Source organism: Sphingobium sp. TomTYG46, from assembly GCF_055396345.1.
In genome coordinates this window covers 1,277,320-1,302,308 of the sequence record NZ_AP027324.1, presented here as the reverse complement: position 1 = coordinate 1,302,308, position 24,989 = coordinate 1,277,320, and the positions used below count along the sequence as shown (strand labels likewise).

At 61.4% G+C, this 24,989-nt stretch carries 21 protein-coding genes; 16 read left to right on the top strand and 5 right to left on the bottom strand.

Annotated features, from left to right (window positions below):
- The first annotated feature begins 124 nt into the window (after positions 1-124).
- The 10 genes from ACZ5YV_RS06605 to lpdA all read left to right on the top strand — a co-directional run bounded on the left by ACZ5YV_RS06605 (position 125) and on the right by lpdA (position 13,016).
- Entirely contained in the window at positions 125-1,657 is a 1,533-nt protein-coding gene (locus ACZ5YV_RS06605) for a peptidoglycan DD-metalloendopeptidase family protein (RefSeq protein WP_464789094.1), read from the top strand.
- 48 nt (positions 1,658-1,705) lie between these two features.
- Positions 1,706-2,488 (top strand): nucleotidyltransferase family protein, encoded by a 783-nt coding sequence (locus ACZ5YV_RS06600; RefSeq protein ID WP_464789093.1) that lies wholly within the window; start codon positions 1,706-1,708, stop codon positions 2,486-2,488.
- 271 nt (positions 2,489-2,759) lie between these two features.
- Positions 2,760-3,548 carry a succinate dehydrogenase iron-sulfur subunit gene (locus tag ACZ5YV_RS06595; RefSeq protein ID WP_449473346.1) on the top strand — a complete coding sequence of 263 codons (789 nt, stop codon included), beginning with the start codon at positions 2,760-2,762 and terminating at the stop codon, positions 3,546-3,548.
- Positions 3,549-3,552: 4 nt separating this feature from the next.
- Entirely contained in the window at positions 3,553-4,014 is a 462-nt protein-coding gene (locus ACZ5YV_RS06590; RefSeq protein ID WP_464789092.1) for a PaaI family thioesterase, read from the top strand.
- Positions 4,011-5,123, top strand: coding sequence for a cell division protein ZapE (zapE, locus tag ACZ5YV_RS06585; protein WP_464789091.1), 1,113 nt, complete (start codon positions 4,011-4,013; stop codon positions 5,121-5,123). The genes ACZ5YV_RS06590 and zapE overlap by 4 nt, the downstream gene beginning before the upstream one ends.
- 272 nt (positions 5,124-5,395) lie before the next feature.
- The gene (gene mdh / locus ACZ5YV_RS06580; RefSeq protein ID WP_464789090.1) at positions 5,396-6,358 is read left to right on the top strand and encodes a malate dehydrogenase; all 963 of its coding nucleotides are present in this window, start codon (positions 5,396-5,398) and stop codon (positions 6,356-6,358) included.
- Positions 6,359-6,456: 98 nt separating this feature from the next.
- On the top strand, positions 6,457-7,341 hold the full coding sequence (sucD, locus tag ACZ5YV_RS06575; protein ID WP_464772547.1) for a succinate--CoA ligase subunit alpha: 885 nt from the start codon (positions 6,457-6,459) through the stop codon (positions 7,339-7,341).
- An 89-nt stretch (positions 7,342-7,430) separates the two neighbouring features.
- Complete coding sequence (locus tag ACZ5YV_RS06570) at positions 7,431-10,226, top strand: 2-oxoglutarate dehydrogenase E1 component (RefSeq protein WP_464789089.1); 2,796 nt, start codon at positions 7,431-7,433, stop codon at positions 10,224-10,226.
- 8 nt (positions 10,227-10,234) lie between these two features.
- The gene (odhB, locus tag ACZ5YV_RS06565) at positions 10,235-11,482 is read left to right on the top strand and encodes a 2-oxoglutarate dehydrogenase complex dihydrolipoyllysine-residue succinyltransferase (RefSeq protein ID WP_464789088.1); all 1,248 of its coding nucleotides are present in this window, start codon (positions 10,235-10,237) and stop codon (positions 11,480-11,482) included.
- 133 nt (positions 11,483-11,615) lie between these two features.
- Entirely contained in the window at positions 11,616-13,016 is a 1,401-nt protein-coding gene (lpdA, locus tag ACZ5YV_RS06560; RefSeq protein ID WP_464789087.1) for a dihydrolipoyl dehydrogenase, read from the top strand.
- A 54-nt stretch (positions 13,017-13,070) separates the two neighbouring features.
- On the opposite strand, the gene ACZ5YV_RS06555 is transcribed toward lpdA, so the two are convergent.
- Together ACZ5YV_RS06555 and ACZ5YV_RS06550 are read right to left on the bottom strand one after the other, a co-directional pair.
- Entirely contained in the window at positions 13,071-14,243 is a 1,173-nt protein-coding gene (locus ACZ5YV_RS06555) for a GGDEF domain-containing protein (protein WP_464789086.1), read from the bottom strand.
- 139 nt (positions 14,244-14,382) lie between these two features.
- On the bottom strand, positions 14,383-15,051 hold the full coding sequence (locus ACZ5YV_RS06550) for an HAD family hydrolase (protein ID WP_464789085.1): 669 nt from the start codon (positions 15,049-15,051) through the stop codon (positions 14,383-14,385).
- A 157-nt stretch (positions 15,052-15,208) separates the two neighbouring features.
- Here ACZ5YV_RS06550 and glmU point away from each other — a divergent pair, with 157 nt between their 5' ends.
- The 3 genes from glmU to glmS all read left to right on the top strand — a co-directional run bounded on the left by glmU (position 15,209) and on the right by glmS (position 19,271).
- Positions 15,209-16,501: a bifunctional UDP-N-acetylglucosamine diphosphorylase/glucosamine-1-phosphate N-acetyltransferase GlmU gene (gene glmU, locus ACZ5YV_RS06545; protein ID WP_464789168.1), complete on the top strand. Its 1,293-nt coding sequence runs from the start codon at positions 15,209-15,211 to the stop codon at positions 16,499-16,501.
- Between the two features lie 41 nt (positions 16,502-16,542).
- A complete protein-coding gene (locus tag ACZ5YV_RS06540) occupies positions 16,543-17,355 on the top strand; it encodes a metallophosphoesterase (RefSeq protein ID WP_464789167.1) in 813 nt (270 codons plus the stop codon).
- Between the two features lie 92 nt (positions 17,356-17,447).
- The gene (gene glmS / locus ACZ5YV_RS06535) at positions 17,448-19,271 is read left to right on the top strand and encodes a glutamine--fructose-6-phosphate transaminase (isomerizing) (RefSeq protein ID WP_464789084.1); all 1,824 of its coding nucleotides are present in this window, start codon (positions 17,448-17,450) and stop codon (positions 19,269-19,271) included.
- On the opposite strand, the gene ACZ5YV_RS06530 is transcribed toward glmS, so the two are convergent.
- Entirely contained in the window at positions 19,258-19,452 is a 195-nt protein-coding gene (locus ACZ5YV_RS06530) for a KTSC domain-containing protein (RefSeq protein WP_464789083.1), read from the bottom strand. The genes glmS and ACZ5YV_RS06530 overlap by 14 nt on opposite strands.
- 337 nt (positions 19,453-19,789) lie before the next feature.
- On the opposite strand from ACZ5YV_RS06530, the gene ACZ5YV_RS06525 reads away from it, so the two are divergent.
- Positions 19,790-20,290: a hypothetical protein gene (locus tag ACZ5YV_RS06525; RefSeq protein ID WP_464789082.1), complete on the top strand. Its 501-nt coding sequence runs from the start codon at positions 19,790-19,792 to the stop codon at positions 20,288-20,290.
- A 98-nt stretch (positions 20,291-20,388) separates the two neighbouring features.
- On the opposite strand, the gene ACZ5YV_RS06520 is transcribed toward ACZ5YV_RS06525, so the two are convergent.
- A complete protein-coding gene (locus tag ACZ5YV_RS06520) occupies positions 20,389-22,002 on the bottom strand; it encodes a GNAT family N-acetyltransferase (protein WP_464789081.1) in 1,614 nt (537 codons plus the stop codon).
- Between the two features lie 85 nt (positions 22,003-22,087).
- Positions 22,088-23,308, bottom strand: coding sequence for an NADP-dependent isocitrate dehydrogenase (locus ACZ5YV_RS06515; protein ID WP_449471758.1), 1,221 nt, complete (start codon positions 23,306-23,308; stop codon positions 22,088-22,090).
- Between the two features lie 165 nt (positions 23,309-23,473).
- Between ACZ5YV_RS06515 and ACZ5YV_RS06510 the strand changes: the two genes are divergently transcribed.
- A complete protein-coding gene (locus ACZ5YV_RS06510; protein ID WP_464789080.1) occupies positions 23,474-24,208 on the top strand; it encodes a phosphatidylserine decarboxylase in 735 nt (244 codons plus the stop codon).
- Positions 24,205-24,984 carry a CDP-alcohol phosphatidyltransferase family protein gene (locus ACZ5YV_RS06505; protein ID WP_464789079.1) on the top strand — a complete coding sequence of 260 codons (780 nt, stop codon included), beginning with the start codon at positions 24,205-24,207 and terminating at the stop codon, positions 24,982-24,984. The genes ACZ5YV_RS06510 and ACZ5YV_RS06505 overlap by 4 nt, the downstream gene beginning before the upstream one ends.
- Positions 24,985-24,989 lie beyond the last annotated feature (5 nt).

The following is a 24,989-nucleotide window of genomic DNA, read 5'->3' as shown; positions in this document are numbered from 1 at the left end:
TTCGTCGCGTGAATATGGTTAAAAAATCCGTCTTTATTTGACTTTAACCCTATGCGTTCACAACAATGCCCATGAACGCGCGGCGGGGGTCGGGCGAATTTTTAGCCCGTGGGGGGCTTTTCAAGTGTTTCACGGTAGCCAGTTCAGTCCTCAGCAGGGGGGCGCATCCGCTTCCCTTTGGGTGACTGACGCCATCGGCAAGGGGTCGTTTACGACCGCCGATGCGCGTGACTGGCGCACCCGCCTGCGTGACTGGGCGGATGAGGTCGAACTGGTTCCCGATCTTGGCCAGCGAGTGGGCAGCCGTACGTGGTTCCGCGGCCTTGCTACCTGTTTTGGGCTTTGCGCATCGGCGCTGTATCTCTCCCCCGGCTTTCAGCCTCTGCCCGGCGCGCCGGAGCCGTTGCTCGCTCAGCCGCAGTTCGAGGAAGTGCGCAGCCAGATGATCACGCCGCTCGCCATGGGCGCGGACAGCGGACGGCGCATGGGGCCGACCGATGCCGTCCAGCCCCTGCGCGAAACGCCCGAACGTCCGCAGATCGAATTGCGCGCACAGATAGGTGGAAGTGATTCGCTTGGCCGGGCCTTGGCGAGGGCAGGGGTCAGCAATGCGGACGCCGCTCAGGTCATGGCGCTCGCCAGCGGCGATATAGCCAAGGGCCTGAAGCCGGGCACGCCGCTCGACATCGTGCTTGGCCGCCGCGCCAGCCGCGACATGCCCCGGCCGCTCGACCATCTCGCCTTCCGCGCACGGCTCGACCTCGCGCTGGAGATCAATCGCGTGGGCGGGCTGCTGCAAGTGCAGCGTACGGCTATCCATGTCGATGACACGCCGCTCCGTATTCAGGGCGTAATCGGCGACAGCATCTATCAATCCGCGCGTGCGGCTGGCGCACCGCCCAAAGCGATTCAGAGCTTCCTGCGTGTCATTGCACAGCAGGTCGATCTGGGTTCGATCCACAGCGGAGACCGCTACGACATCATCACCGAATATCGCCGGGCAGCGACCGGGGATGTCGAAGTAGGCGACCTGCTGTTCGCCGGCCTGCACCGTGCCAGCGGCCGGGGCATCGACATGCTCAAATGGACCACCGACGGCCGCAGCCAATGGTTCGAGGCATCCGGCGTCGGGGAACGGCGCGGGGTGCTGTCCGCGCCGGTGCAGGGCCGCATGTCCTCTGGCTTTGGTATGCGCCGCCACCCCATCCTCGGCTATACGCGCATGCATGCGGGCATTGACTTTGCCGCGGCCTATGGCTCGCCCATCTATGCGGCGACCGATGGCGTCGTGTCCTATTCGGGACGTCATGGCGGTCATGGCAATTATGTCCGGCTGGAACATGGCAACGGCCTTGCCACCGGCTATGCCCATATGAGCCGCATCGCCGCGCGCTATGGACAGCGCGTCCGTCAGGGACAGGTCATCGGCTATGTCGGTTCAAGCGGCCTTTCGACTGGCCCGCATCTCCATTACGAACTGTACCGTAGCGGCCGAACGGTGAACCCGCTTTCGGTCAAATTCACCACGACGGCTCAGCTTGCCGGGGGAGAACTGGCGGCCTTCCGGAACCGGCTGAGGCAGTTGAAGAGCCTGCGTGTCGGCGTGCCGGTCACCGTCGCGCAAAACAAGCCGCAGGCTGCGGCGCCCAACCTGTAGAGCATTTAGCTGCTTCCCGTAATTGGGCTGCTTCGCTAACCCGCCTCCATGACCCAAATCACCGCCCTGCTACTCGCCGGATCGCGCCCCGGTTCCGATCCTCTGGCGCAGGCGGCCGGGGTCGCGGTCAAGCCTCTCGCGCCGGTGGGGGGCGATCCGATGATCAATTATCCCGCGCGGGCGCTGCTCGCGCATCCGTCGGTCGGACAAGTCGTCATTCTCACCCAGACGCCGGAGCTATATCGCGCCGACCCCGCCACAGCCTGGCTCGGCGAAGACCCGCGCGTCCGCTTCGAACAGAGCGGCAGCGGAATAGCGTCCACATTGCTGGGCCTCCTGGAACGGCCAGACCTCCCTTTTCCGCTGCTCGTCACCACGGCGGATCATGTTCTGCTCGACGCCGACATGCTCGACCAATTTGTGGCCGAGGCAGAAGGGGCCGACATTGCGGTGGCGATGGTCGAACGGGCGACCTTGCTCGCCCGCTATCCCTCGTCGCGGCGGACCTGGCTCAAATTCAGGGACGGCTGGTGGTCCGGCGCCAACCTCTTCTGGTTCGGCAGCGCCAAGGCGCGCGCCGTCATCGCCCTCTGGCAAGAGGTGGAGCAGGACCGCAAAAAGGGTTGGAAGATCCTTTCGGCATTCGGGCCGATCGCCTTGCTCGGCGCTGTGCTGCGCCTCTCGACACTCCATGGCGGCATAGCGCGCATCGGCCGTCGCTTTGGCCTCGTCGCCCGGCTGGTGCCCATGCGCAAAGCGGAAGCCTGCATCGACGCGGACAAGGTTGAGGATGTCGTGCTTATCGAACAGATATTGAGCGGCGAAGCGTAAAGCTTGGCTCTGCAAATCTGCACCACCTCGAACACCGTTCGCCCTGAGCCTGTCGAAGGGCTCTACTTTTTCAGAGAGGAAGGACGAGGCTTCGACAAGCTCAGCCCGAACGGGTCGAGGGATTCAGATGTACCACTCTCTGCTCTAACCACTAAAACTCGCTTCATGCTTTTGCTGCTTTGATGGGTAGCAAATGGCGAAACGAGGCGCTAAGGGCCTCTGGCGCGCGCCCCCATATAATTATCGGCGCGGACGGAGGACATCTTAAACCATGGCCGAATTCACCCTGCCCAAGAACAGCAAGATTTCCGGTAAGGGCGTGACCCACAAGGCCCCTGACGGTGCGAGCAACGTCAAGAGCTTCAAGGTCTATCGCTACGATCCCGACTCGGGTCAGAATCCGCGCTATGACACGTTTGAGATTGACCTCGACAATTGCGGTCCGATGGTTTTGGACGCATTGCTGAAGATCAAGAATGAATATGATCCGACGCTGACCTTCCGCCGTTCCTGCCGCGAAGGCATTTGCGGTTCCTGTTCGATGAACATGAATGGCAAGAACGGCCTCGCCTGCACCACCTCGATCGAGGAGTGCGCGGGCAAGGAAGTGCGCGTCACGCCGCTGCCCCACATGGACGTGATCAAGGATCTCGTCCCCGATTTCACGCATTTCTATGCGCAGTACAATTCGATCAAGCCGTGGCTGCAAACCGTCAGCCCCGCGCCGAGCGGCAAGGAGCGGCTCCAGTCGCCCGCCGACCGCGAAAAGCTCGACGGTCTGTATGAGTGCATCCTGTGCGCCTGCTGCTCGACCAGCTGCCCGAGCTACTGGTGGAACTCCGACAAGTTCCTTGGCCCGGCGATCCTGCTCCAGGCCTATCGCTGGCTGGCTGACAGCCGTGACGAATATACCGGCGAGCGCCTTGATGAGCTGGAAGATCCCTTCCGCCTCTATCGCTGCCACACCATCATGAACTGCGCGAATGTCTGCCCCAAGGGCCTCAGCCCTGCCAAGGCGATCGCGGAGACCAAGAAGATGATGGTCGAACGGCAGCTTTAATCCAGTGGGCGATAATGCTGGTCCTGTAAGCCTGGTGCTGGAAGGTCCGTGGGCTGACTGGTTGCGTTGGAGGGATCCAGCTCCGGAGACCTTCCTTGGCACATCCGTTGGCCCCAGCTATTCGCAAGGTGCCGGTGATCGCCGCGCCACTGTGATGCTGGAAACCCGTCCGTCGCACGCCAATCGCAACGGCGCGCTGCATGGCGGTTTTCTCGCGGCCTTTGCCGACCATGCTTATTTTGCGGCGCTGGCGGCCATGGGACGTCCCGAGCAGGCTGCTGCCGTCACTGTCGATCTTTCCATGCAATATTGCGGCTCCGGCAAAGTGGGCCAGCCGCTGCGCGCCGATGTCGAGGTCTTGCAGGAAACCGGGCGCTTGTTCTTCATGCGGCTGACCCTGCATCAGGATGACGGGCTGGTCGCGTCCTCGACCGCCACGGTGCGAAAGGTCCCGGTTCCCAAATGACCAGCGTTATCGAGCGTTATCGCGCGCTCGTCGCGGCCGGGGAATTGCGTCCCGATCCGGATCAGCAGGCCGCCGCAGCACGGTTGAACGCGCTTCAGCTGGAATTGGAAGCGGCTCCTCCTCGCGGGTCGACCTTGTGGAAATTGCTGCGAAAGGCGCCTGAGCCGCCACGCGGCCTCTACATGTGGGGGGGTGTCGGCCGGGGCAAGTCGATGTTGATGGACCTGTTCTTCGACACCGTGCAGGTCAAGCGCAAGAAGCGCGCCCATTTCCATGAATTCATGCTCGACGTCCATGCACGGCTTGCCGAGGTTCGCAAAGCGGAGAAGGGCGATCCTATCCCTCCGGTCGTGGACTCGCTCGCCGAAGAGGCGCGGCTGCTCTGCTTTGACGAAACGGTCGTGAATAATATGGCGGACGCTGCCATCATGTCGCGTCTGTTCACCGGGCTGCTGGACAAGCGGGTGACGATCGTCACGACCTCCAACCGCGCGCCGGATGAACTCTATAAGGACGGCCTCAATCGTCAGCTTTTCCTGCCGTTCATCGACCTCATCAAGGATCGTCTGGACGTCCTGACCCTGGATGGACCGACCGACTACCGGCTCGACCGTTTGGGTGACGCGCAGCTTTGGCATTCGCCCAACGGGCCGGAGGCGACCAAGGCGCTGTCCGAGGCGTTCTTCCGCCTCACCGACTATCCGGTGGAAGATCGGGCAAAGGTTCCTGTGGAGGACATAAAGGTGCAGGGTGGGCGGACCTTGCACGTGCCGAAGAGCCTGAAGGGCGTGGCAGTCTTTTCCTTCAAGCGCCTGTGCGCTGAGGCGCGCGGCGCGCCTGACTATCTGGCGATCGCGCGGCGCTTTCATACCGTCATCCTCGTCGGCATCCCGGTGCTGGGGCCTGAGAACCGCAACGAAGCCGCCCGCTTCGTCACGCTGATCGACGCCTTGTACGAATATAAGGTCAAGCTGCTCGCCTCGGCCGATGCGGAGCCCGCGCAGCTCTATCCTCGCGGCGACGGAGCGTTTGAATTCGAACGCACGGTGTCCCGCCTGATGGAAATGCAGTCGGACGACTATCTCGCCCTCGGGCACGGCCCGAAATAGCGCCGTTCGGCGCGGTGGGGCACTCATTCATCCTATTGAAAATGGCCCGGACGCTTCCTTCTGAGAGGAAGCGCCCGGCAGGTGGCCGCTGCGGGACAAGTCAGCGCCAGGGTAGAAGCGCGTAACAAACAGAGGCGAAAAGGCGATTAATGCAACTGCGAATGAATTGCAAAGATAAATGTCCCAAACTCCGTTTAGTTGGTTGAATCATTAATGAGATCGGCTTAAGCGGGCGGGCAATCCCAATTTCCGTGCTTGGAGGATGATTGCATATGGCCCGTAAGAAGATCGCGCTGATCGGCGCTGGCAATATCGGTGGTACGCTCGCGCATCTCGCCGCTCTCAAGGGCCTGGGCGACATCGTCCTCTTCGACGTGGTCGAAGGCGTTCCTCAGGGCAAGGCGCTCGACCTGTCGCAGTGCGGCCCGGTCGAAGGTTTCGACTCGAAGATCATCGGCACGAACGACTATGCCGACATCAAGGACGCCGACGTCATCATCGTTACCGCCGGTGTCGCCCGCAAGCCGGGCATGAGCCGCGACGATCTTCTGGGCATCAACCTAAAGGTCATGAAGTCCGTGGGCGAGGGCATCAAGAACAATGCCCCCAACGCCTTTGTCATCTGCATCACAAACCCGCTCGACGCGATGGTTTGGGCGCTGCGCGAATTCTCCGGCCTGCCGCACAACAAGGTCGTCGGCATGGCGGGCGTTCTCGACTCCGCGCGCTTCAGCCACTTCCTGGCCGAAGAATTCCAGGTATCGGTGAAGGAAGTGACCAGCTTCGTTCTCGGCGGTCATGGCGACACCATGGTTCCGGTCGTCGAATATTCGACCGTCGCCGGTATTCCGATCCCCGACCTCATCAAGCAGGGCCGTTCGACCAAGGAGCGCATCGACGCCATCGTTCAGCGTACCCGTTCGGGTGGCGGTGAGATCGTCGGCCTGCTCAAGACTGGTTCCGCTTTCTACGCGCCCGCTACCAGCGGCATCGCGATGGCTGAGGCCTATCTGTTCGATCAGAAGCGCCTGCTGCCCTGCGCCGCGAACCTGACCGGCCAGTATGGCGTCGATAACCTCTACGTCGGCGTGCCCGTAATCATCGGCAAGGACGGCGTCGAGCAGGTCATCGAGATCGAATTGGACGAGGAAGCCAAGGCGAACCTTCAGGTATCGGTGGACGCGGTCAAGGAACTGCTGGAAGCCTGCAAGGGCATCGACCCTTCGCTCGCCTGATCTGACAAGCTGCACCGACATACCCCAGGTGAGTGAGCAGCCTGGGGTATGACGCCTTCACTTGAAGTGCCACCTCCACAGAATGCAAAGGGACTGACATGTCCATTCTGGTGAACAAGAACACCAAGGTCATTACGCAGGGTATGACCGGCGCTACCGGCACCTTCCACACCGAACAGGCGCTGGCCTACGGCACGCAAATGGTCGGCGGCGTTACGCCGGGCAAGGGTGGCACGACCCATATCGGCCTGCCCATGTTCGATACGGTTGCCGAAGCCAAGACGAAGACCGGCGCCGACGCTTCGGTCATCTACGTGCCGCCGCCATTCGCAGCCGATTCGATCCTGGAAGCGATCGATGCGGAAATCCCGCTGATCGTCTGCATCACGGAAGGTATTCCGGTGCTGGACATGGTTCGCGTGAAGCGTGCCCTGTCGGGTTCGAAGTCGCGTCTGATCGGTCCGAACTGCCCCGGCGTCCTGACCCCCAATGAATGCAAGATCGGCATCATGCCCGGTTCGATCTTCTCCAAGGGTTCTGTCGGCGTCGTATCGCGTTCTGGCACGCTGACCTATGAAGCCGTGTTCCAGACCACCAATGCGGGCTTGGGCCAGACCACGGCTGTCGGCATCGGCGGCGATCCGGTCAACGGCACCAACTTCATCGACGTGTTGGAGCTCTTCCTGGCCGATGACGCGACCGAATCGATCATCATGATCGGCGAAATCGGCGGCGACGCGGAAGAACAGGCGGCTCAGTTCCTGATCGACGAAGCCAAGAAGGGCCGCAAGAAGCCGATGGCTGGTTTCATCGCTGGTCGTACGGCGCCTCCGGGCCGCCGCATGGGCCATGCCGGTGCGATCGTGTCGGGCGGCAAGGGCGACGCGGAAAGCAAGATCGCGGCGATGGAAGCGGCCGGGATCAAGGTTGCCGCCAGCCCGTCCGAACTGGGCTCGACGCTTGTCGAAGTCCTGAAGGGCTAAGCAAAGGCAGACAAGGTGGCCGGGCTGCACCCCGGCCGTCTTTGATACCCCGCTTCGCGACTGCACGCGGTCGGCATGGGACTTAAGGCATGGGTTACGAGAACCAGGACTTTGAAACGGAACGCGGGCCGAGCTGGGCACGCCCCAATTGGCCTCTGGCGGACACTGATGATCTGACCGGCGCGCTCGATCCGACACAGATGCAGGTGGCGGTGAAGGCTGCCGCCAAGGCTGCGGGCAAGTCAGTCTCCGACGCCGACGCAGTCAGCGCCGCTGACGATGCGATCCGTGCCCAGTTGCTGATCCGCACCTATCGCGTGCGCGGCCATCTTGCGGCCAATCTCGATCCGTTGGGCCTCGTCCAACGTGAACTGCCTGCCGACCTGACGCCCGAATATCACGGCCTTAACGACGTTGATAAAAAGATCTATCTCGGCGGTACTCTGGGCCTGCAATATGCCACGGTAGGCGAGATCGTCGCGATCCTGCGTGCCAATTATTGCGGCAATGTCGGCCTGGAATATATGCACATCGCCGATGTCGAGGAACGCGTGTTCCTTCAGGACCGGCTGGAAGGCAAGGACAAGGAGATTCACTTCACGCCCGAAGGCAAGAAGGCAATCCTGTCCAAGGTAATCCAGGGGGAGCAGTACGAAAAGTTCCTGGGCCGCAAATATGTCGGCACCAAGCGTTTCGGCCTGGATGGCGGCGAGTCCATGATTCCCGCGCTCGAAGCCATCATCAAACATGGCGGCGCGCTGGGCGTGCGCGAGATCGTATACGGCATGGCCCATCGCGGCCGTCTGAACGTGCTCGCCAATGTGATGGCCAAGGGCTTCCGCGTCATCTTCCACGAATTTTCGGGCGGCACTGCGAACCCCGAGGATGTCGGCGGATCGGGAGACGTGAAATATCATCTCGGCACCTCCACCGACCGCGAATTTGACGGCATCAAGGTGCATATGTCGCTGGTGCCCAACCCTTCGCACCTCGAAACAGTCGACCCGGTGGTTTTGGGTAAAGTCCGCGCGCAGCAGACCTTCCGCGATGATCTGGAAAAGCATGAGCAGGTCCTGCCGGTGTTGATCCACGGCGACGCGGCCTTTGCGGGTCAGGGCATCGTTTGGGAATGCCTCGGCTTCTCCGGCGTGTCCGGTTACAATACTGGCGGCTGTATCCATTTCATCGTCAACAATCAGATCGGCTTCACGACGAGCCCGCAATTCTCGCGTGGTTCGCCCTATCCCAGCGACGTGGCAAAGGGCGTTCAGGCGCCGATCCTGCATGTCAATGGCGATGATCCGGAAGCTGTGACTTTCGCCTGCAAGCTGGCGATCGAATATCGCCAGACCTTCCATCGCGACATCGTGATCGACATGTGGTGCTATCGCCGCTTCGGCCACAATGAGGGGGACGAACCGAGCTTTACGCAGCCGCAGATGTACGCGAAGATTCGCCAGCATCCCCCCGTCAGCGACGTCTATTCGGCGCGGCTGAAGGCGGAAGGCGTGGTTGACGATGATTTCGTAAACAAGGTGACGGGCGATTTCGTCAATCATCTGGAAGAAGAGTTTGAGGCGGCCAAGAGCTACAAGGCCAATAAGGCCGACTGGTTTGCCGGTCGCTGGTCGGGCTTGCATAAGCCGGCCGACGCCGAAACATCGCGGCAGAATGTCGAAAGCGCGATCAGCCAGAAGCTGTTCGACAGCCTGGGCAAAACGCTGAGCACCGTTCCCGAAGGCTTGAATGTCCACAAGACGCTCAAGCGCGTGATCGACGCCAAGGCGGAAATGTTCAAGTCGGGCCAGAATTTCGACTGGGCTACTGGTGAGGCGCTCGCTTTCGGATCGCTCCTGTCCGAAGGCTATGGCGTCCGCTTGTCGGGCCAGGATTCAGGACGCGGCACGTTCAGTCAGCGTCATGCGGTCTGGGTCGATCAGGATAGCGAGAGGAAGTATATCCCGCTTTCAACCGTGCCTCATGGCCGGTTCGAGGTGCTGGATTCGCCGCTGTCCGAATATGGCGTGCTTGGCTTTGAATATGGCTTCGCATTGGCTGACCCCAAAAGTCTGGTGCTGTGGGAAGCGCAATTCGGCGACTTCGCCAACGGCGCGCAAATCGTGTTCGATCAGTATATCGCCTCGTCGGAGACGAAGTGGCTGCGTTCGAACGGTTTGGTCTGTCTACTGCCTCACGGCTATGAGGGGCAGGGGCCGGAGCATAGCTCGGCGCGTCTGGAACGCTTTCTGCAGCTGTGCGCGGAAGGGAATATTCAGGTCGCCAACATCACGACGCCTGCCAATTATTTCCATGTCCTGCGTCGTCAGATGCTGCGTTCCTTCCGCAAGCCGCTTATCATCATGGCGCCGAAGTCGTTGCTGCGGCACAAGCTGGCGGTGAGCAAGGCCGAAGACTTTGTGGGGGAGACGCATTTCAAGCGCATCCTGTCCGATCCCCATGCAGCGGCAGACGCTGACACGAAGCGGCTGGTCCTGTGCTCGGGCAAGGTCTTCTATGACCTTATGGAAGCGCGCGACGCGGCAGGTGATAAAGACGTGCAGATCCTGCGCATCGAGCAGATCTACCCCTTCGCCACGGAAGCATTGGCCACGCGAATCAAGCGAATGACGAAGCTGGAAGAGGTGGTCTGGTGCCAGGAAGAACCGCGCAATAACGGTGCCTGGTTCTTCGTTGAACCCTATGTCGAGGAAGCGCTGGCCCAGGCAGGGAAGGCGCCGATGCGCGCTCGCTATGCCGGACGAAAGGCTGCCGCTTCGCCCGCCACGGGTCTGGCCAAGCGCCATGTCGCCGAACAGGGCGCCCTCGTCGCCGATGCGCTGGGTCACAGCGTTCGTGAAGAAATCCGCCGCCAGAAGAAAGGCTGACACAGCTCATGGCAACTGAAGTCAAAGTCCCCACGCTGGGCGAATCCGTTACCGAAGCGACCGTTGGCCAGTGGCTGAAGAAGCCCGGCGAGGCGGTGAAGGCCGATGAGCCGATCGTCAGCCTGGAAACCGACAAGGTGGCGGTGGACGTGCCCGCACCGGTCGCGGGAACCTTGGGCGACATCATCGCCAAGGAAGGCGACACGGTGAACGTCGGTGCGCTGCTGGCGATGATCAACGAAGGCGCGGCTGCTGGTGCGGCGCCTTCGGCTTCCCCGGCTTCTGCTCCGGCTGCCAAGGCTGAGACGGCAGCGCCTGCTCCTGCGGCTTCGGCGCCTGCCGATGAGGATGAGGGCGGCAATTTGACGCTGTCTCCAGCCGTTCGCCGCCTGGTGCTGGAGCATGGACTCGACCCGAGCAAGATCAAGGGCACCGGCAAGGACGGCCGCCTGACCAAGGATGATGTGATGGCCGCCGTGGCTGCGGGCACGGCCAAGGCGACGGCGTCGGCACCGGCTGCCGCGCCTGCTGCCGAGGCGCCTGCCGCAGGTCCAAGCCGTCGTCAGGAGCGCGTCAAGATGACGCGCCTGCGCCAGACGGTCGCCAAACGCCTGAAGGAAGCGCAGAATAACGCGGCGCTGCTGACCACCTATAATGACGTCGACATGACAAATGTCATCGAAGCGCGCGCGAAATATAAGGACCTGTTCGAGAAGAAGCATGGTGTCCGTCTGGGCTTCATGGGCTTCTTCACCAAGGCCGTCTGCATGGCGCTGCGCGACATTCCGGGCGTCAACGCGCAGATCGAAGGCGATGAGATCGTCTATAACGACTTCGCCGATATCTCGGTGGCCGTGTCGGCCCCGAACGGCCTGGTCGTGCCGGTGATCCGCAACGCCGAATCCTTGAGCGTCGCCGACATCGAAAAGACGATCGGCGGCTTTGGCAAGAAGGCCAAGGAAGGCACGCTGACCATGGAAGATATGAAGGGCGGCACCTTCACCATCTCCAATGGCGGCGTCTTCGGTTCGCTGCTGTCGAGCCCCATCATCAACCCGCCCCAGTCGGCTGTTCTGGGCCTGCACCGCATCGAGGACCGTCCGGTCGTCCGCGATGGGCAGATCGTCATCCGTCCGATGATGTATCTGGCGCTCAGCTACGACCATCGGCTGATTGATGGTCGTGAAGCGGTGACCTTCCTCGTCGCGGTCAAGAACGCGATCGAGGATCCGACCCGTCTGCTGATCGACCTGTAAGATCAACCTTTCATTCCGTTCGGGCTGAGCCTGTCGAAGCCCTGTCCTTTCTGGGGGACGAAAGAAAAAGTAATGCCCTTTGACAGGTTGGGACGAGACAAGCGGCTCGGAACAAGGGCGAACGGAGATTGAGATGGCTGACTTCGATTATGACGTCCTGGTGATCGGCGCGGGTCCGGGGGGCTATGTCGCCGCCATCCGGGCGGCTCAACTGGGTCTCAAGACTGCGTGCGCCGAGAGCCGTGAGACGCTGGGCGGCACCTGCTTGAATGTCGGCTGCATTCCGTCGAAGGCCCTGCTGCACGCGTCTGAGCTTTATGAGGAGGCCGCAGGTGGCGCACTCGCAAAGCTGGGCGTCAAGATCGACAAGATGAGCCTTGATCTGGATACCATGCAAGGTCAACGCAAGGATGCCGTGAAGGGCCTGACGGGCGGCATCGAATTCCTGTTCAAGAAGAACAAGGTCGACTGGTTGAAGGGGCGTGCAAGCTTCACTGGCGCGAACACGGTCGATGTTGCGGGCAAGGCCGTGACCGCGAAGAATATCATCATCGCGACGGGTTCCTCCGTGACGCCGTTGCCTGGCGTCGAAGTGGAAAATGACAAGGGCCTTATCGTCGATTCAACCGGCGCTCTGGAACTGGACAAGGTTCCGGATCACCTCGTCGTCATCGGCGGGGGCGTCATCGGGCTGGAACTGGGTTCGGTCTGGCGCCGTCTGGGCTCGAAGGTGACGGTCGTCGAATTTCTCGACCAAATCCTGCCGGGCATGGATGGCGAGGTTCGCAAGGAAGCGAACAAGATCTTCAAGAAGCAGGGCTTCGAATATAAGCTCGGCACCAAGGTCACGGGCGCCAAGGCGCATAAGAAGGGCGTCAGCCTGACGGTTGAGTCTGCCGCAGGCGGGGCTTCGGAGGCGATCGAGGCCGATGTCGTGCTGGTGTCGATCGGCCGCCGTCCGAACACTGACGGATTGGGCCTTGACAAGATCGGCCTTGAACTCAACGCGCGCGGGCAGATCGAAACCGATCATGACTTTGCGACCAAGGTCCCCGGTGTTTGGGCCATCGGCGATGTGATCCCCGGCCCGATGCTCGCGCATAAGGCTGAAGACGAGGGCATCGCCGTTGCGGAGAATATTGCCGGGCTGACCGGGATCGTGAACCACGCAGTGATCCCGTCGGTGGTCTACACGAAGCCAGAGATTGCAGGCGTCGGCCTCACCGAGGAAGCCGCCAAGGAGCGCGGTGCGGTCAAGGTCGGCAAGTTCCCGATGATGGCGAACAGCCGCGCGAAGACCAATCATGAGCCTGATGGCTTTGTGAAGGTGATCGCCGATGCGGAAACCGACCGGGTCCTGGGCGTGTGGATCATCGCGACTGTGGCTGGCACGATGATCGCGCAAGCGGCACAGGCGATGGAATTCGGGGCATCGAGCGAGGATATCGCCTACACCTGCCACGCGCATCCGACGCATAGCGAAGCGATCAAGGAAGCCGCAATGGCGGTCATGGGCAAGCCGATCCACATGTGATCGTCGCCTTTGGCGAAGTTGGAAAGGGCCGCCGCTGTGCGGCCCTTCTGCTTTTCAGGCGCTGGCGATGCGCGGCGTGGATGCCGCCGCTATGGTTGGTGAGGATAGCACGCGCCGGATGCAGACGCGGTTCCGACCACGCGCCTTCGCGTCATAGAGTGCCTCGTCCGCGCGAGCGATGGTGTCGTGGATTGACGTGTCGCTGCGCTGAGTGGTCGATAGGCCAAAGCTAGCAGTCAATGGACGGCTGAGCCGTAGTTGCGTTGCAATCGTCGCGGTGAAGCCTTCGCGCAGCTTGTTCGCGATTTCCGCCGCATGCGCTGCATCGATCCCCGGTAGGAACAGGACAAATTCCTCTCCACCGAAGCGGGCCACGACTGCGCCATCCGGAGCCATTGTGGTGAGAAGACGAGAAAGCGCCCTGATCACCTGGTCGCCGGATGCGTGACCATATTCGTCGTTGATGGTCTTGAAATGGTCGATGTCACAGACAATGAGACTTCCTGCGGGCAGCCCATCCGATTGCCTGCGCTGGATGGCATCATCGAATCCCCGGCGATTGAAGAGGCCGGATAACGGATCGACCATGGCTTCCCGCTGATAGCGACCCAGTATGTCGATCACCTGCGTCGCAAGAGCGGCGAACGCGAGAAAGAAACCAAATATGCAGGCAAGCGCCTGCATCAGAAAGGCATATTCGCTGGTGAGGAAGTCGCCATTCTCCGACAGCGTAAGCGGGACAGTGGTGCCCCGAACGAAATTATCCAATGCGACGAGAGATGCAGCGGCGAACAACGTCCGATCGGCCCCTGTACGCAAATGATTCTTCGCCGCGACAAGGGGAAGTCCAATCAGGAGAAAGCAGCCAAAGTCCGAGGCGACCAGCTCGAGCGGCAGATTGTCCATGGCATAGGCCAGGATGCACAGCATGATCGAGCCGCCCCAGATCGTCAGCCGTGCCGTCAGAAGCCAGGATGGCCGCCAGCGTTGCAACAGCGCTTGACCGAAAAGCAGGAACCCGGTGGCGAACAGCAGATCAGCGATGATGCTCCAGACAGGATCCGGGATTGCGGCAAAACCGACGGGCGCCGCAAATCCCGCGGCGACGCAGAAGAAGGCCGCGCTCCACCAGGCAGCGGCCCGCACATGCCAGTTACAGATGATCAGGAACGCGATGCCAAAGCTGGCCATCATGATCGGCAGGAAGAAAGCGAAATTTTCTCCCATGCTGACTGCCTTTACCTGATGTTACCCGGAAGATCGGCAGGCACGAAGCCGCCGGTGGGGCGGCGGTATAAGCCTTTGTTTAAAAAATACTTCCAAAATCGACGAGATGTTCATCCGCTATGGATCAAACGGCCGACGATCAGCCTGACCAACCTTCCAGAAGCGGCATCAGTTCATCGAAATGATCTATGACCGCGTCTGCTTCCAGTTGTTCGACGGGGCCGTCGAGGAAGCCGAAGCTGACCGCTATGCTTGGCACTCCCGCGTTACGTGCGCCCGCGATGTCGTTGATCGTGTCGCCGAGGAATATCGTCCGACCGCCGCCAGCGCGCGCGATCATCTCGTGGATCGGCGCTGGGTCCGGCTTCGCTACGCCAAGGGTGTCGCCGCCAATGACGCTGACGAAACGTTCGGAAAGGCCGATCTGATGGAGCAGGGGAATAGTGAAGCGTTCAGCCTTGTTCGTGCAGATCGCAAGCTTGACGCCCGCTTTGTCCAAAGCCTCCATCGCGTTCATGAGGCCGGGATAGGGGACCGAATGGATGGCGAGATTCTGCTCATAATAATCGAGCAATGTCGGCAGCATCCGAGCCAGCAGGGCGTCATCATAGCCGCCCGATGCGGTTAGCGCCCGTTCCAGCATGACTTTCGCGCCCTTGCCCACGAACGGGCGGATGGCATCGACGGGAAAAGGCGGGCGGCCATCCGTCGCGATCGCGTAATTGACTGCCGCGGCGAGGTCGCCGCTCGTGTCGAGCAAGGTGCCGTCGAGGTCGAAACCCACTATATCGAAGGGAATGCTGATCATGCGCGGCTCATGCGGCCTCTCCGGTGGCAAAGGCAAGGCAAACGTGGCAGAGAGCGATCAGATTCATAACCTTCCCTGCTAAAAGAGGACGCGTTCCGCCGTGACCGCCACCCGCCCACTCGCCGTCATCATCCTTGCCGCCGGGCAGGGCACGCGTATGAAGTCAGCCAAGCACAAGGTGCTCCATCCGGTCGCGGGTCGGCCAATGTTGCTGCACCTGCTGGCCAGTGTCGCTGAGCTTCAGCCCGAGCGGCAGGTCGTCGTGGTTGGCGCGGGCCGCGAGCAAGTGGAAGCCGCTGTCGCCGAAACAGGCGCGGTGATCGCCGTGCAGGAGCAGCAGTTGGGAACAGGCCACGCGGTTGCTCAGGCCCATGACGCGCTTGCCGGTTTCGCGGGTGACATATTGATCCTCTATGGCGATGTGCCGCTGGTGCGGGCGGAAACGATGCGGGCGATGCTGGACCGGCTGAACCTGGGTGATGACCTGCGCGCCGTGGTGCTGGGCTTCAGACCCGAGGACGCGGGCGCCTATGGGCGGATCATCACCAGTGGCCAGGGCCTCATCGATAAGATGGTCGAATATAAGGATGCCGACGCGGCGGAACGAGCCGTGACGCTGTGCAACTCCGGCCTGATGGCTGTGCGATCCACCGATCTTTTCGTCCTGCTCGACAAGATCGGCAACGACAATGCGGCGGGCGAATATTACCTGCCCGACATCATCATGCTGCCCGGCGCCCAAAGTGCCGTCATCGAAACCGAGGCTTGGGAAGTGGCTGGCGTGAACAGCCGTGCGGAGCAGGCGTTGATCGAGGCTGCCTGGCAGGACCGGAGGCGTGGCGAGGCAATGCGTGATGGCGTGACGCTGGTGGCGCCGGAAACCGTATTCTTCGCGCATGACACCGAACTTGGCCGCGATGTCCTGGTCGAGCCCAATGTCGTATTTGGGCCGGGCGTGACGGTGGCCGATGATGTGGTCATCCGCGCTTTCTCGCACATCGAGGGCGCAACCATCTCCAAGGGTGCCGAGATCGGCCCCTATGCGCGACTGCGTCCCGGAGCCCAAATTGGCGCAAAGGCTAAGGTCGGCAATTTCGTCGAAGTCAAAAAGGCGGAACTGGGCGAAGGCGCGAAGGTCAATCACCTGTCCTATATTGGCGATGCCACCATCGGGGCAGGCGCCAATGTCGGCGCGGGTACGATCACCTGCAACTATGATGGCTTTTTCAAATATAAGACGGAAATCGGCGCGGGGGCGTTCATTGGCTCCAACAGTGCGCTGGTCGCTCCGGTCAAGATCGGGGCAGGCGCGATCGTCGGCGCAGGGAGCGTGGTGACTAAGGAGGTGGAGGCGGACGCTCTTTGCCTCGTCCGGCCCGCGCAGGAGGGTAAGCCCGGATGGGCGGCGCGGTTCCGCGCTGGAATGCAGGCGCGCAAAGCGGCCAAGTGAAGTCCCCGTCCGGTCGTGGTGGGTGCCTTTGGGCGCTGCTGATGCTGGGCCTGATCGCGGCAGGCTGTTGCATCTGGCTTATCGCTAATGCGCGGGCCACGCCGGTAGTGCGCCGGATGGAGATTGTACTACCATTTCCGGAAGGTGCGCCGCGGCGGCCAGTGACGGTCGCCCTGATCACCGACTCTCATTTGTCGGGACCGGATAACAGTCCGGATAGGATGGCGCGGATCGTACGTCAGGTGAACGGCCTGAAGCCTGATCTTATCCTGCTGGGCGGGGACTATATCGGCGATCATAAGGGCGGTGCGGTTTATGCTCCGCAAGCGAGTATCGCGCCTTTTTCAGCCCTTCGGGCGCCGATGGGCGTGCTGGCGGTACTCGGCAATCACGACGCGCGCCGTTACGCGAAGATCAGCCGCACCCAATGGCGCGCCCTTTTTCGGCGCATCGGGATCACCCTTTTGACCGACCAGGCCGTGCGCCGGGGGCCGCTGGTGATTGGCGGGTTGCGGGATATTTACACCGACCGCCCGGATGTCCCTGCCGTGTTGCACGAGATGGAGGATATGGGCGGCGCTCAGATAGTCCTTTCCCACGGGCCAGATGTTTTCCCCTCCCTGCCCGACAGGCCGCTGCTGGCGATGGTGGGGCACACGCATTGTGGCCAGGTGGCGCTGCCCTTTGCCGGGATTGTCTATGTGCCGTCCCGCTTCGGCACCCGCTATGCTTGCGGCGTCTATCGTGACGATGCGAAATCCATGATCGTGTCGGCGGGGATCGGCACCAGTGGCCTGCCGATCAGACTGCTTTCGCCGCCAGATGTCTGGTTGGTTACAATTCGTCCAGAATGACTGTCTACCCTGTCGCAGTTCCGTCGATCATGGCATAGGTGGGCGCGAAACGGGTTGGTCGTTTGTTTGCATAGCTTTGAGGCTCAGGATTCATGTGCGGTATCATCGGGATCATCGGTAAGGACGATGTGGCGGAGCGTTTGGTCGATGGGCTAAGGCGCCTCGAATATCGCGGCTATGACAGCGCGGGGGTCGCGACCGTTTATGAGGGCGCGATCGAGCGGCGGCGGGCGGAGGGGAAGCTCGCCAATCTCGTGAAGGAACTGGCGAGTAATCCGCTGCCGGGGACGACCGGGATCGCGCATACCCGCTGGGCGACGCATGGGGCGCCGACGACGAGCAACGCGCATCCGCATGCGACCAATGAAGTGGCGCTGGTGCACAATGGGATCATCGAAAATTTCAAGCCGCTGCGGGAGGAACTGACCAGCCGGGGGCGTCGTTTCGATAGCGAAACGGATACCGAGGTGGTCGCGCATCTGGTGAGCGAGTTGGTGGAGCAGGGCGCTTCGCCGAAGGATGCAGTGCGCGAGGTGCTGCCGCGCCTCCATGGTGCCTTTGCGCTGGCCATCCTGTTCCGCAGCCATCCCGGCATGCTGATCGGCGCGCGGCTGGGGTCGCCGCTGGTCGTGGGCTATGGCGAGGGTGAGACCTATCTGGGTTCCGACGCGCTGGCGCTGGCGCCGCTGACGCAGCGCATTTCCTATCTGGACGAGGGCGACTGGGTCGTCATCACCGCAGAGGGTGCGGAGATTTTCGACAAGGACAACAACCCGGTCGAGCGGCCGATCACCATTTCAGGGGTGACCGGGGAGCTGATCTCCAAGGGCAATCACCGTCACTATATGCTCAAGGAGATTTACGAGCAGCCGGTGGTCGTCGCACAGACGCTGAAATCCTATCTCCAGCGGATGGAGGACCGGGTATCGCTCCCCATTCCGGATTTTGACCTGGGCGCGATCCGCCGCGTTACGATCGTTGCGTGCGGAACCAGCTATTATGCCGGGATGGTCGCCAAATATTGGGTGGAGCAGTTCGCCCGCGTCCCCGTCGACATCGATGTGGCGAGCGAGTTCCGCTATCGCGCTCCCGTAATGGAGGATGGTGGGTTGATGATCGTCATCAGCCAATCGGGCGAAACGGCCGACACGCTGGCCGCGCTCCGCCATGCCCGTATCGAGGGGCAGAAGATCGCGGCGGTCGTCAACGTACCCACCAGCACCATGGCGCGGGAGGCTGACTTGCTGCTGCCGACCCATGCGGGTCCGGAAATCGGTGTCGCATCGACCAAGGCCTTTACCTGCCAGCTAGCGGTGCTGGCGGCATTCGCGGCGAACCTGGCGCGGGCCAAGGGGCGGCTTGACGAGAAGGCGGAGAAGGAACTGGTCCGTCACCTTGCCGAAGCGCCCGCCGCGCTCAATGGCGCGCTGGCTTATGACGAGTCGATCGAGGGCATGGCGCACCTGATCGCGGGCGCGCGCGACGTGCTGTATCTGGGCCGGGGGCCGGACTATCCGCTGGCGCTGGAAGGGGCGCTAAAGCTCAAGGAAATCAGCTATATCCACGCCGAAGGCTATGCGGCCGGCGAGATGAAGCATGGGCCGATCGCGCTGATTGATGACAAGGTGCCGGTAATCGTTCTGGCTCCGAGCGGGCCGCTGTTCGAAAAGACCGTCAGCAACATGCAGGAAGTGCAGGCGCGCGGCGGCAAGGTGGTGCTGATTTCCGACTATGACGGCGTGAAGGCGGCGGGCGAGGGCTGCATCGCTACGATCACCATGCCCAAGGTCCACCCGCTGATCGCGCCGATGGTCTATGCGGTGCCGGTGCAGCTACTCGCCTATCATGTCGCCGTGGCGAAGGGGACCGATGTCGATCAGCCGAGGAATTTGGCGAAGTCCGTCACCGTCGAGTGAAGGAAAAGCGGTCGCGGATGTGGTGGTTGAAAAAGCCGCCCTTCGAGGTCGCTTTGGTCATCTCTGCGGCCAGATTTTCCGGCACATCGAAATAGCTGTAACGATTTCCGCTGATGAACTGGACGTCCAGCCGATGTTCGGCGGCATCATAGTGAAATTCGCGAATGGCTGTCGATGGCACAGCTTATGTAATGATCGATGGCCTAAGATGTTTCCATGTTCGAGGGTGGCATGGTTTCGATCACGTGCAGCTGTCCTTTCTCCGTCATCCCAGCGGCAAGCTGGGATCTTGTGAGGCTAGGTCGAACGCCATCGACCGAGATGCCAGCTTGCGCTGGCATGACGAGATTGGGAACGGCGACTAACGACCGTTTGTGGTCATTCGCATATCGGCGGGGGTGCGCCCTCTACGGACATTAACTTGATGGCGGCACTTTCGATGGTAAGCCCGAGGTATGGCCCGCAAAACGTTCATTCTTGCAATCAGCTTGGCTTGCGCAGGTTGCGAGAGAAGCCCCATGCCTTCGCATGTCCAGAAGCTGGCAAAAGCCGCGCTTCTTGTCGATGACCGCCTTCATATTCAGCGACGGGGCAAACTGACCATCCGGCCCACCACGAAATTCTGTTCATTTCGCAAGGGCTTTCACCTTGATGGCATCGTTCTTCACGATGCTTTGGAGCGTCATAAGCAAAGTGCATCCCCTGAGCGAACCAACGGCATTGCCGGGGAGAGCAATTGCGAAGCACCTGATACAATCTACGTCTATGGCTTCAAGTCGGAAAACCGCGAGGGAAAGCCCTACGCGCTGAACTATGCGGTATGGCAGGGACATTCGGCATCGGTGATAACGCTGACGCGGCGAGATGGCGTCCGCCCCGGCCTCGAAATCGCGCCAGTCGGCGCCTACTTCGGCTGGTTCTCTGATGTCAACGCAGAGCGACTTGAGCAAAAATCCATGATGTTCGATGCGCAGGATATTACTGCCGCGTTGTTAAAAGGCATGGAATGGAAATCATAAGGGACTCTTCTCAGCTGGCTCAGCATCGGAACCAGACAGTCCACAACCCACCCACAAAGCATCCCCCACTCCCCGCGCGAGGGGAGGGATGCGAACGATTACCCACCGCCAGGCGCATTGTGGCCGCCAGCGGGCACCGGACCGCCGCTCGGCGCATGGGCATGATCCGGGCTGCTGTCCCAATCGATATGATAAAGGTCGAACCGCCGGTCGCGCAGGTTGCGGACCGTGCCTTCGGCTCGCGCCCAGCTGAGGTCGGCGAGGTTGACGTCCGCCATGGTCAGCGTCTCGACATTCTCGGTGGATTCCGCCGCTATGCCGTCGCGGGCGAAGGGTAGGTCGCAAGGCGTCAGGATGGCGCTTTGCGCATATTGGATGTCCATATTGTCGACGTTGGGCAGATTGCCGACATTGCCGGACATGACGACATAGCATTGATTTTCGATGGCCCGCGCCTGCGCGCAGTAGCGCACGCGCATGTAGCCAAGGCGCGAGTCGGTGCAGAAGGGGACGAAGATGATGCGCGCGCCCTGATCCACCAAGCGGCGGGCGAGTTCGGGAAATTCGCTGTCATAGCAGATGAGGACGCCGATCGGGCCGCAGTCGGTCTGGATCACGTCCAGCGAATCGCCGCCCTTGATGTTCCACCAGAAAGCTTCGTTGGGGGTCGGGTGGATCTTTTCCTGCGTGTGCACCGATCCGTCGCGCAGGGCGACATAGGCGATGTTCTGGATGTCGCCATCGTCGGCGCGCGTCGGGTGAGAGCCGCCTATGATGTTGATATTATATTCCAGCGCCATCCGCGTCAGCTCCTTGGTCAGGCGCGGGGTGTAGCCGGTGAGCTTGTCTATCGCTTCCAGTGGAGACAGTTTCTTGGTTTCGAAGGAGAGCAGGGGGAGGGTAAACAGTTCCGGGAAGACGATGAAGTCGGAACGATAATCCGCTGCAACATCAACGAAATATTCGATGTTGCGGATAAATTCATCGAAGTCGGCGACGGCTCGCGCCTGAAGCTGGCAGGTGGCGAGGCGAACGCTCTCGACGCCGCGCGGTACTCGCATTTCGGGCGCTTCGTCGGGATCGACATAGGGGTTGCGCCACACCAGATGCGCGGCGTGGCCGTCGGATTGCTTGTCTTCGGGCAGATAGTTTTCGAGAACGCCGAGCGGTTCGAACTGGTTCTTGAGCTGGAAGCTGATGACCTGATCACGCAGCCTGCCCTGGACCACCTTGTCGAGGTAATCGGCGGGGCCATCGACCCGGCGTTTCGCTCGGGCATATCCGGGCATGCGGCCCGCGATGACGATGCCGTGCAGGTCCAGCTCTTCGGCCAGTTCCTTGCGTTCGTCATAGAGCCGCTGGCCGATGCGCAGCCCGCGCAGCTTTGGATCGACAGCCATTTCATAGCCGTAGAGCCATTCACCGGCGGCACTGTGCCGGGTGCCAAAGCCGTTCGCGGTGATTTCTTCCCAATCATGGAAGGAAAAGGCCATCGACCGGCTGACGCGCATGGTCGCGCAATAGCCGACGATCTTGTTGTCGTAGAGGGCGACGAAGCAGCCGTTCGGGAAATTGTTGATCTGGCCGCGCAGGGTTGCGAGCGAATAGTTGGCCATGCCGGGATAGACGCGGGCGATCAGCCTTTGGATGCCGCGAACGTCGGCGGGCACCGCGGTGCGAACCTCCAGCCGTTTGCGTGTTGCTGTCGTCATCGCCGATCTCCCGCCATGGAAAAGGCGGCGCCGTTGGACGGCACCGCCTTATTCCGTTTCCGTACTGAATGCCTAAAAGGCTGGATCAGTTCCAATTGCCCATGGCGGTTTCGAGGTTCGCGCGGATCGCCTCGAAGAACTGCTCGGTTGTCATCCATGCCTGATCCGGACCGATCAGCAAGGCAAGATCCTTGGTCATCGCGCCGCTTTCCACGGTTTCGATGCAGACCCGTTCCAGCGTTTCGGCGAACTTCGTGACTTCCGGGGTGTCGTCGAACTTACCGCGATAGGCCAGGCCCTGCGTCCAGGCGAAGATCGATGCGATCGGGTTGGTCGACGTCTGCTTGCCCTGCTGGTGCTGGCGATAATGCCGGGTGACGGTGCCGTGCGCGGCTTCCGCTTCGACGGTCTTGCCATCGGGCGAGAGGAGGACGGAGGTCATGAGGCCCAGCGAGCCGAAGCCCTGAGCGACGGTGTCGGACTGCACGTCGCCGTCATAATTCTTGCACGCCCACACGAACTTGCCGCTCCACTTGAGGGCGGAGGCGACCATGTCGTCGATCAGGCGGTGTTCGTAAACGATGCCCTGCGCCTTGAACTGATCGGCAAATTCATTGTCGAACACTTCCTGGAACAGGTCCTTGAAGCGGCCGTCATAGGCCTTGAGGATCGTGTTCTTGGTCGACAGATACAGCGGCCATCCGCGATCGAGCGCATAATTCATGCTGGCGCGAGCGAAGTCGCGGATCGAATCGTCCAGATTGTACATGCCCATGGCGACGCCCGGGCTGGGGAAGTTGAAGACGTCCTTTTCGATCTTCTCGCCATTGGCGCCGTCCCATACCATGCGCAGCTTGCCGGGGCCGGGGACGAGGAAGTCGGTGGCGCGATACTGGTCGCCGAACGCGTGACGGCCGATGACGATCGGGTCGGTCCAGCCGGGAACGAGGCGGGGCACGTTCTTGATGACGATCGGTTCGCGGAACACGACGCCGCCCAGGATGTTGCGGATCGTGCCATTGGGCGACTTCCACATTTCCTTGAGGCCGAATTCTTCGACGCGTGCTTCGTCCGGGGTGATGGTGGCGCACTTCACGCCGACCCCATATTGCTTGACCGCATTGGCGCAATCGACGGTGATCTGGTCGTTGGTTTCGTCGCGCTTTTCGACGCTCAGGTCATAATATTTGAGGTCGATGTCGAGATAGGGGAGAATGAGGCGCTCACGGATCCACTGCCAGATGATCCGCGTCATTTCGTCGCCGTCGATCTCCACGACAGGGTTTTTGACCTTGATCTTCGCCATGCGCCTCTTTGCCTTCTTTGTTTGGATGCAATTGCGACACGCCCTAGGGAAAGCGGCGGCAATGTTCAACTGCGCATTGGCGGTCGCAGGGCGTCAGGCTTGCTGTGCGTTCAGTGCAGGATCGGCCGTTGTCACTGCAAGTGACTGTCCCTAAAGACAGGTGCCATGGAAAATGACGAAATCACCGTCGCCTTGGGCGGCAATGTGAAGTGGCGCTTCCCTTCGGTGCATCCGGAAGGAATGAAATTCGGCCTGATTGCTGCGGCGATTACGATAGTGCTGTTCCTGGTGGGCTGGACGATACCCGGCTGGCTGATGGTGATGGTGACGATCTGGGTGTTCGCTTTCTTCCGCGATCCGGTGCGCGCCGTGCCGCAGGATGAGCGGGCGATCGTGGCGCCCGCCGATGGATTGGTGACGCTGATCCAGCGCGTGCCGCCGCCCCGGGAAATGGCAGGCGTGGACGGGCTGGGCGATCAACCGATGATCCGCGTGTCCATCTTCATGAGCGTGTTTGATGTGCACATCAATCGCACGCCGATCGGCGGGACGGTTAAGTCGGTCGTCTACATCTCGGGCAAGTTCCTGAACGCCGACCTCGACAAGGCGAGCGAGGATAATGAACGGCAGCACATATTGGTGGAGCGCCATGACGGCCTGCGCGTCGGCTTCACCCAGATTGCGGGGCTGGTGGCGCGCCGGATCGTGCCGTTTGTGAAACCGGGCGACATGATCGCGGCGGGGCAGCGGATCGGACTCATCCGCTTTGGCAGCCGCGTGGACGTATACCTTCCCGCTGGAACGGCACCGCGCGTGGTGCTGGGGCAAAGGACCGTTGCAGGCGAGACCATCCTCGGCCAGATTGGCGACATGCGGGTCATTTCGGGTATCCAGCAATGAGGCAGCGGCGCGCTATCCCGCGTGGGCTTCGCCGGGGCATCACGCTGCGGATGGTCGCGCCCAATGCCGTTACCGCAATGGCGCTATGCTTTGGCCTGACGGGCGTGCGCTATGGCATTTCCGGAGAGTGGGAGAGGGCAGTCCTGTCCATCCTAATCGCGGGCGTGCTGGACGGGCTAGACGGTCGCATCGCTCGGCTGCTGCGTGGAGAAAGCCGATTCGGCGCGGAGCTGGATTCGCTGTCCGACTCCATCGCCTTTGGTGTCGCGCCAGCGCTGATCCTGTACCTTTGGTCGCTGCATGCCATGCCGAAGTTCGGCTGGATATTCGCGCTGGCACATGCGCTATCGTGCGCGCTGCGGCTTGCGCGTTTCAACGCCAATATCGACGCGGATATACAGCCGCATAAATCGGCCGGGTTCCTGACGGGTGTGCCAGCGCCTGCGGGCGCAGGTCTGGCATTCGTGCCACTTTATCTGTGGCTGGTCACAGGGCAGGAAATTTTTCGGGCGTGGTATGTGGTTGCGCCCTGGACGGCCTTCATTGCCTTCCTGATGATTTCCAGCATTGCGACCTACACTTGGTCGGCGCTGCGGCTCCGCAAAAGGATCAGGCTTGAGGCGATCGCCGTCGCTGGCTTGCTCGCCGCGTTGCTGATCACCGATCCCTGGCTGACGCTGCTCTTCCTGTGCGCTATATATCTCGCGACCATCCCGTTCGGGATGATGTCCTACGCTCGTGTTAGGCGGCAACAAGCTGGCGCCGCTAGTGCGTGACGAAC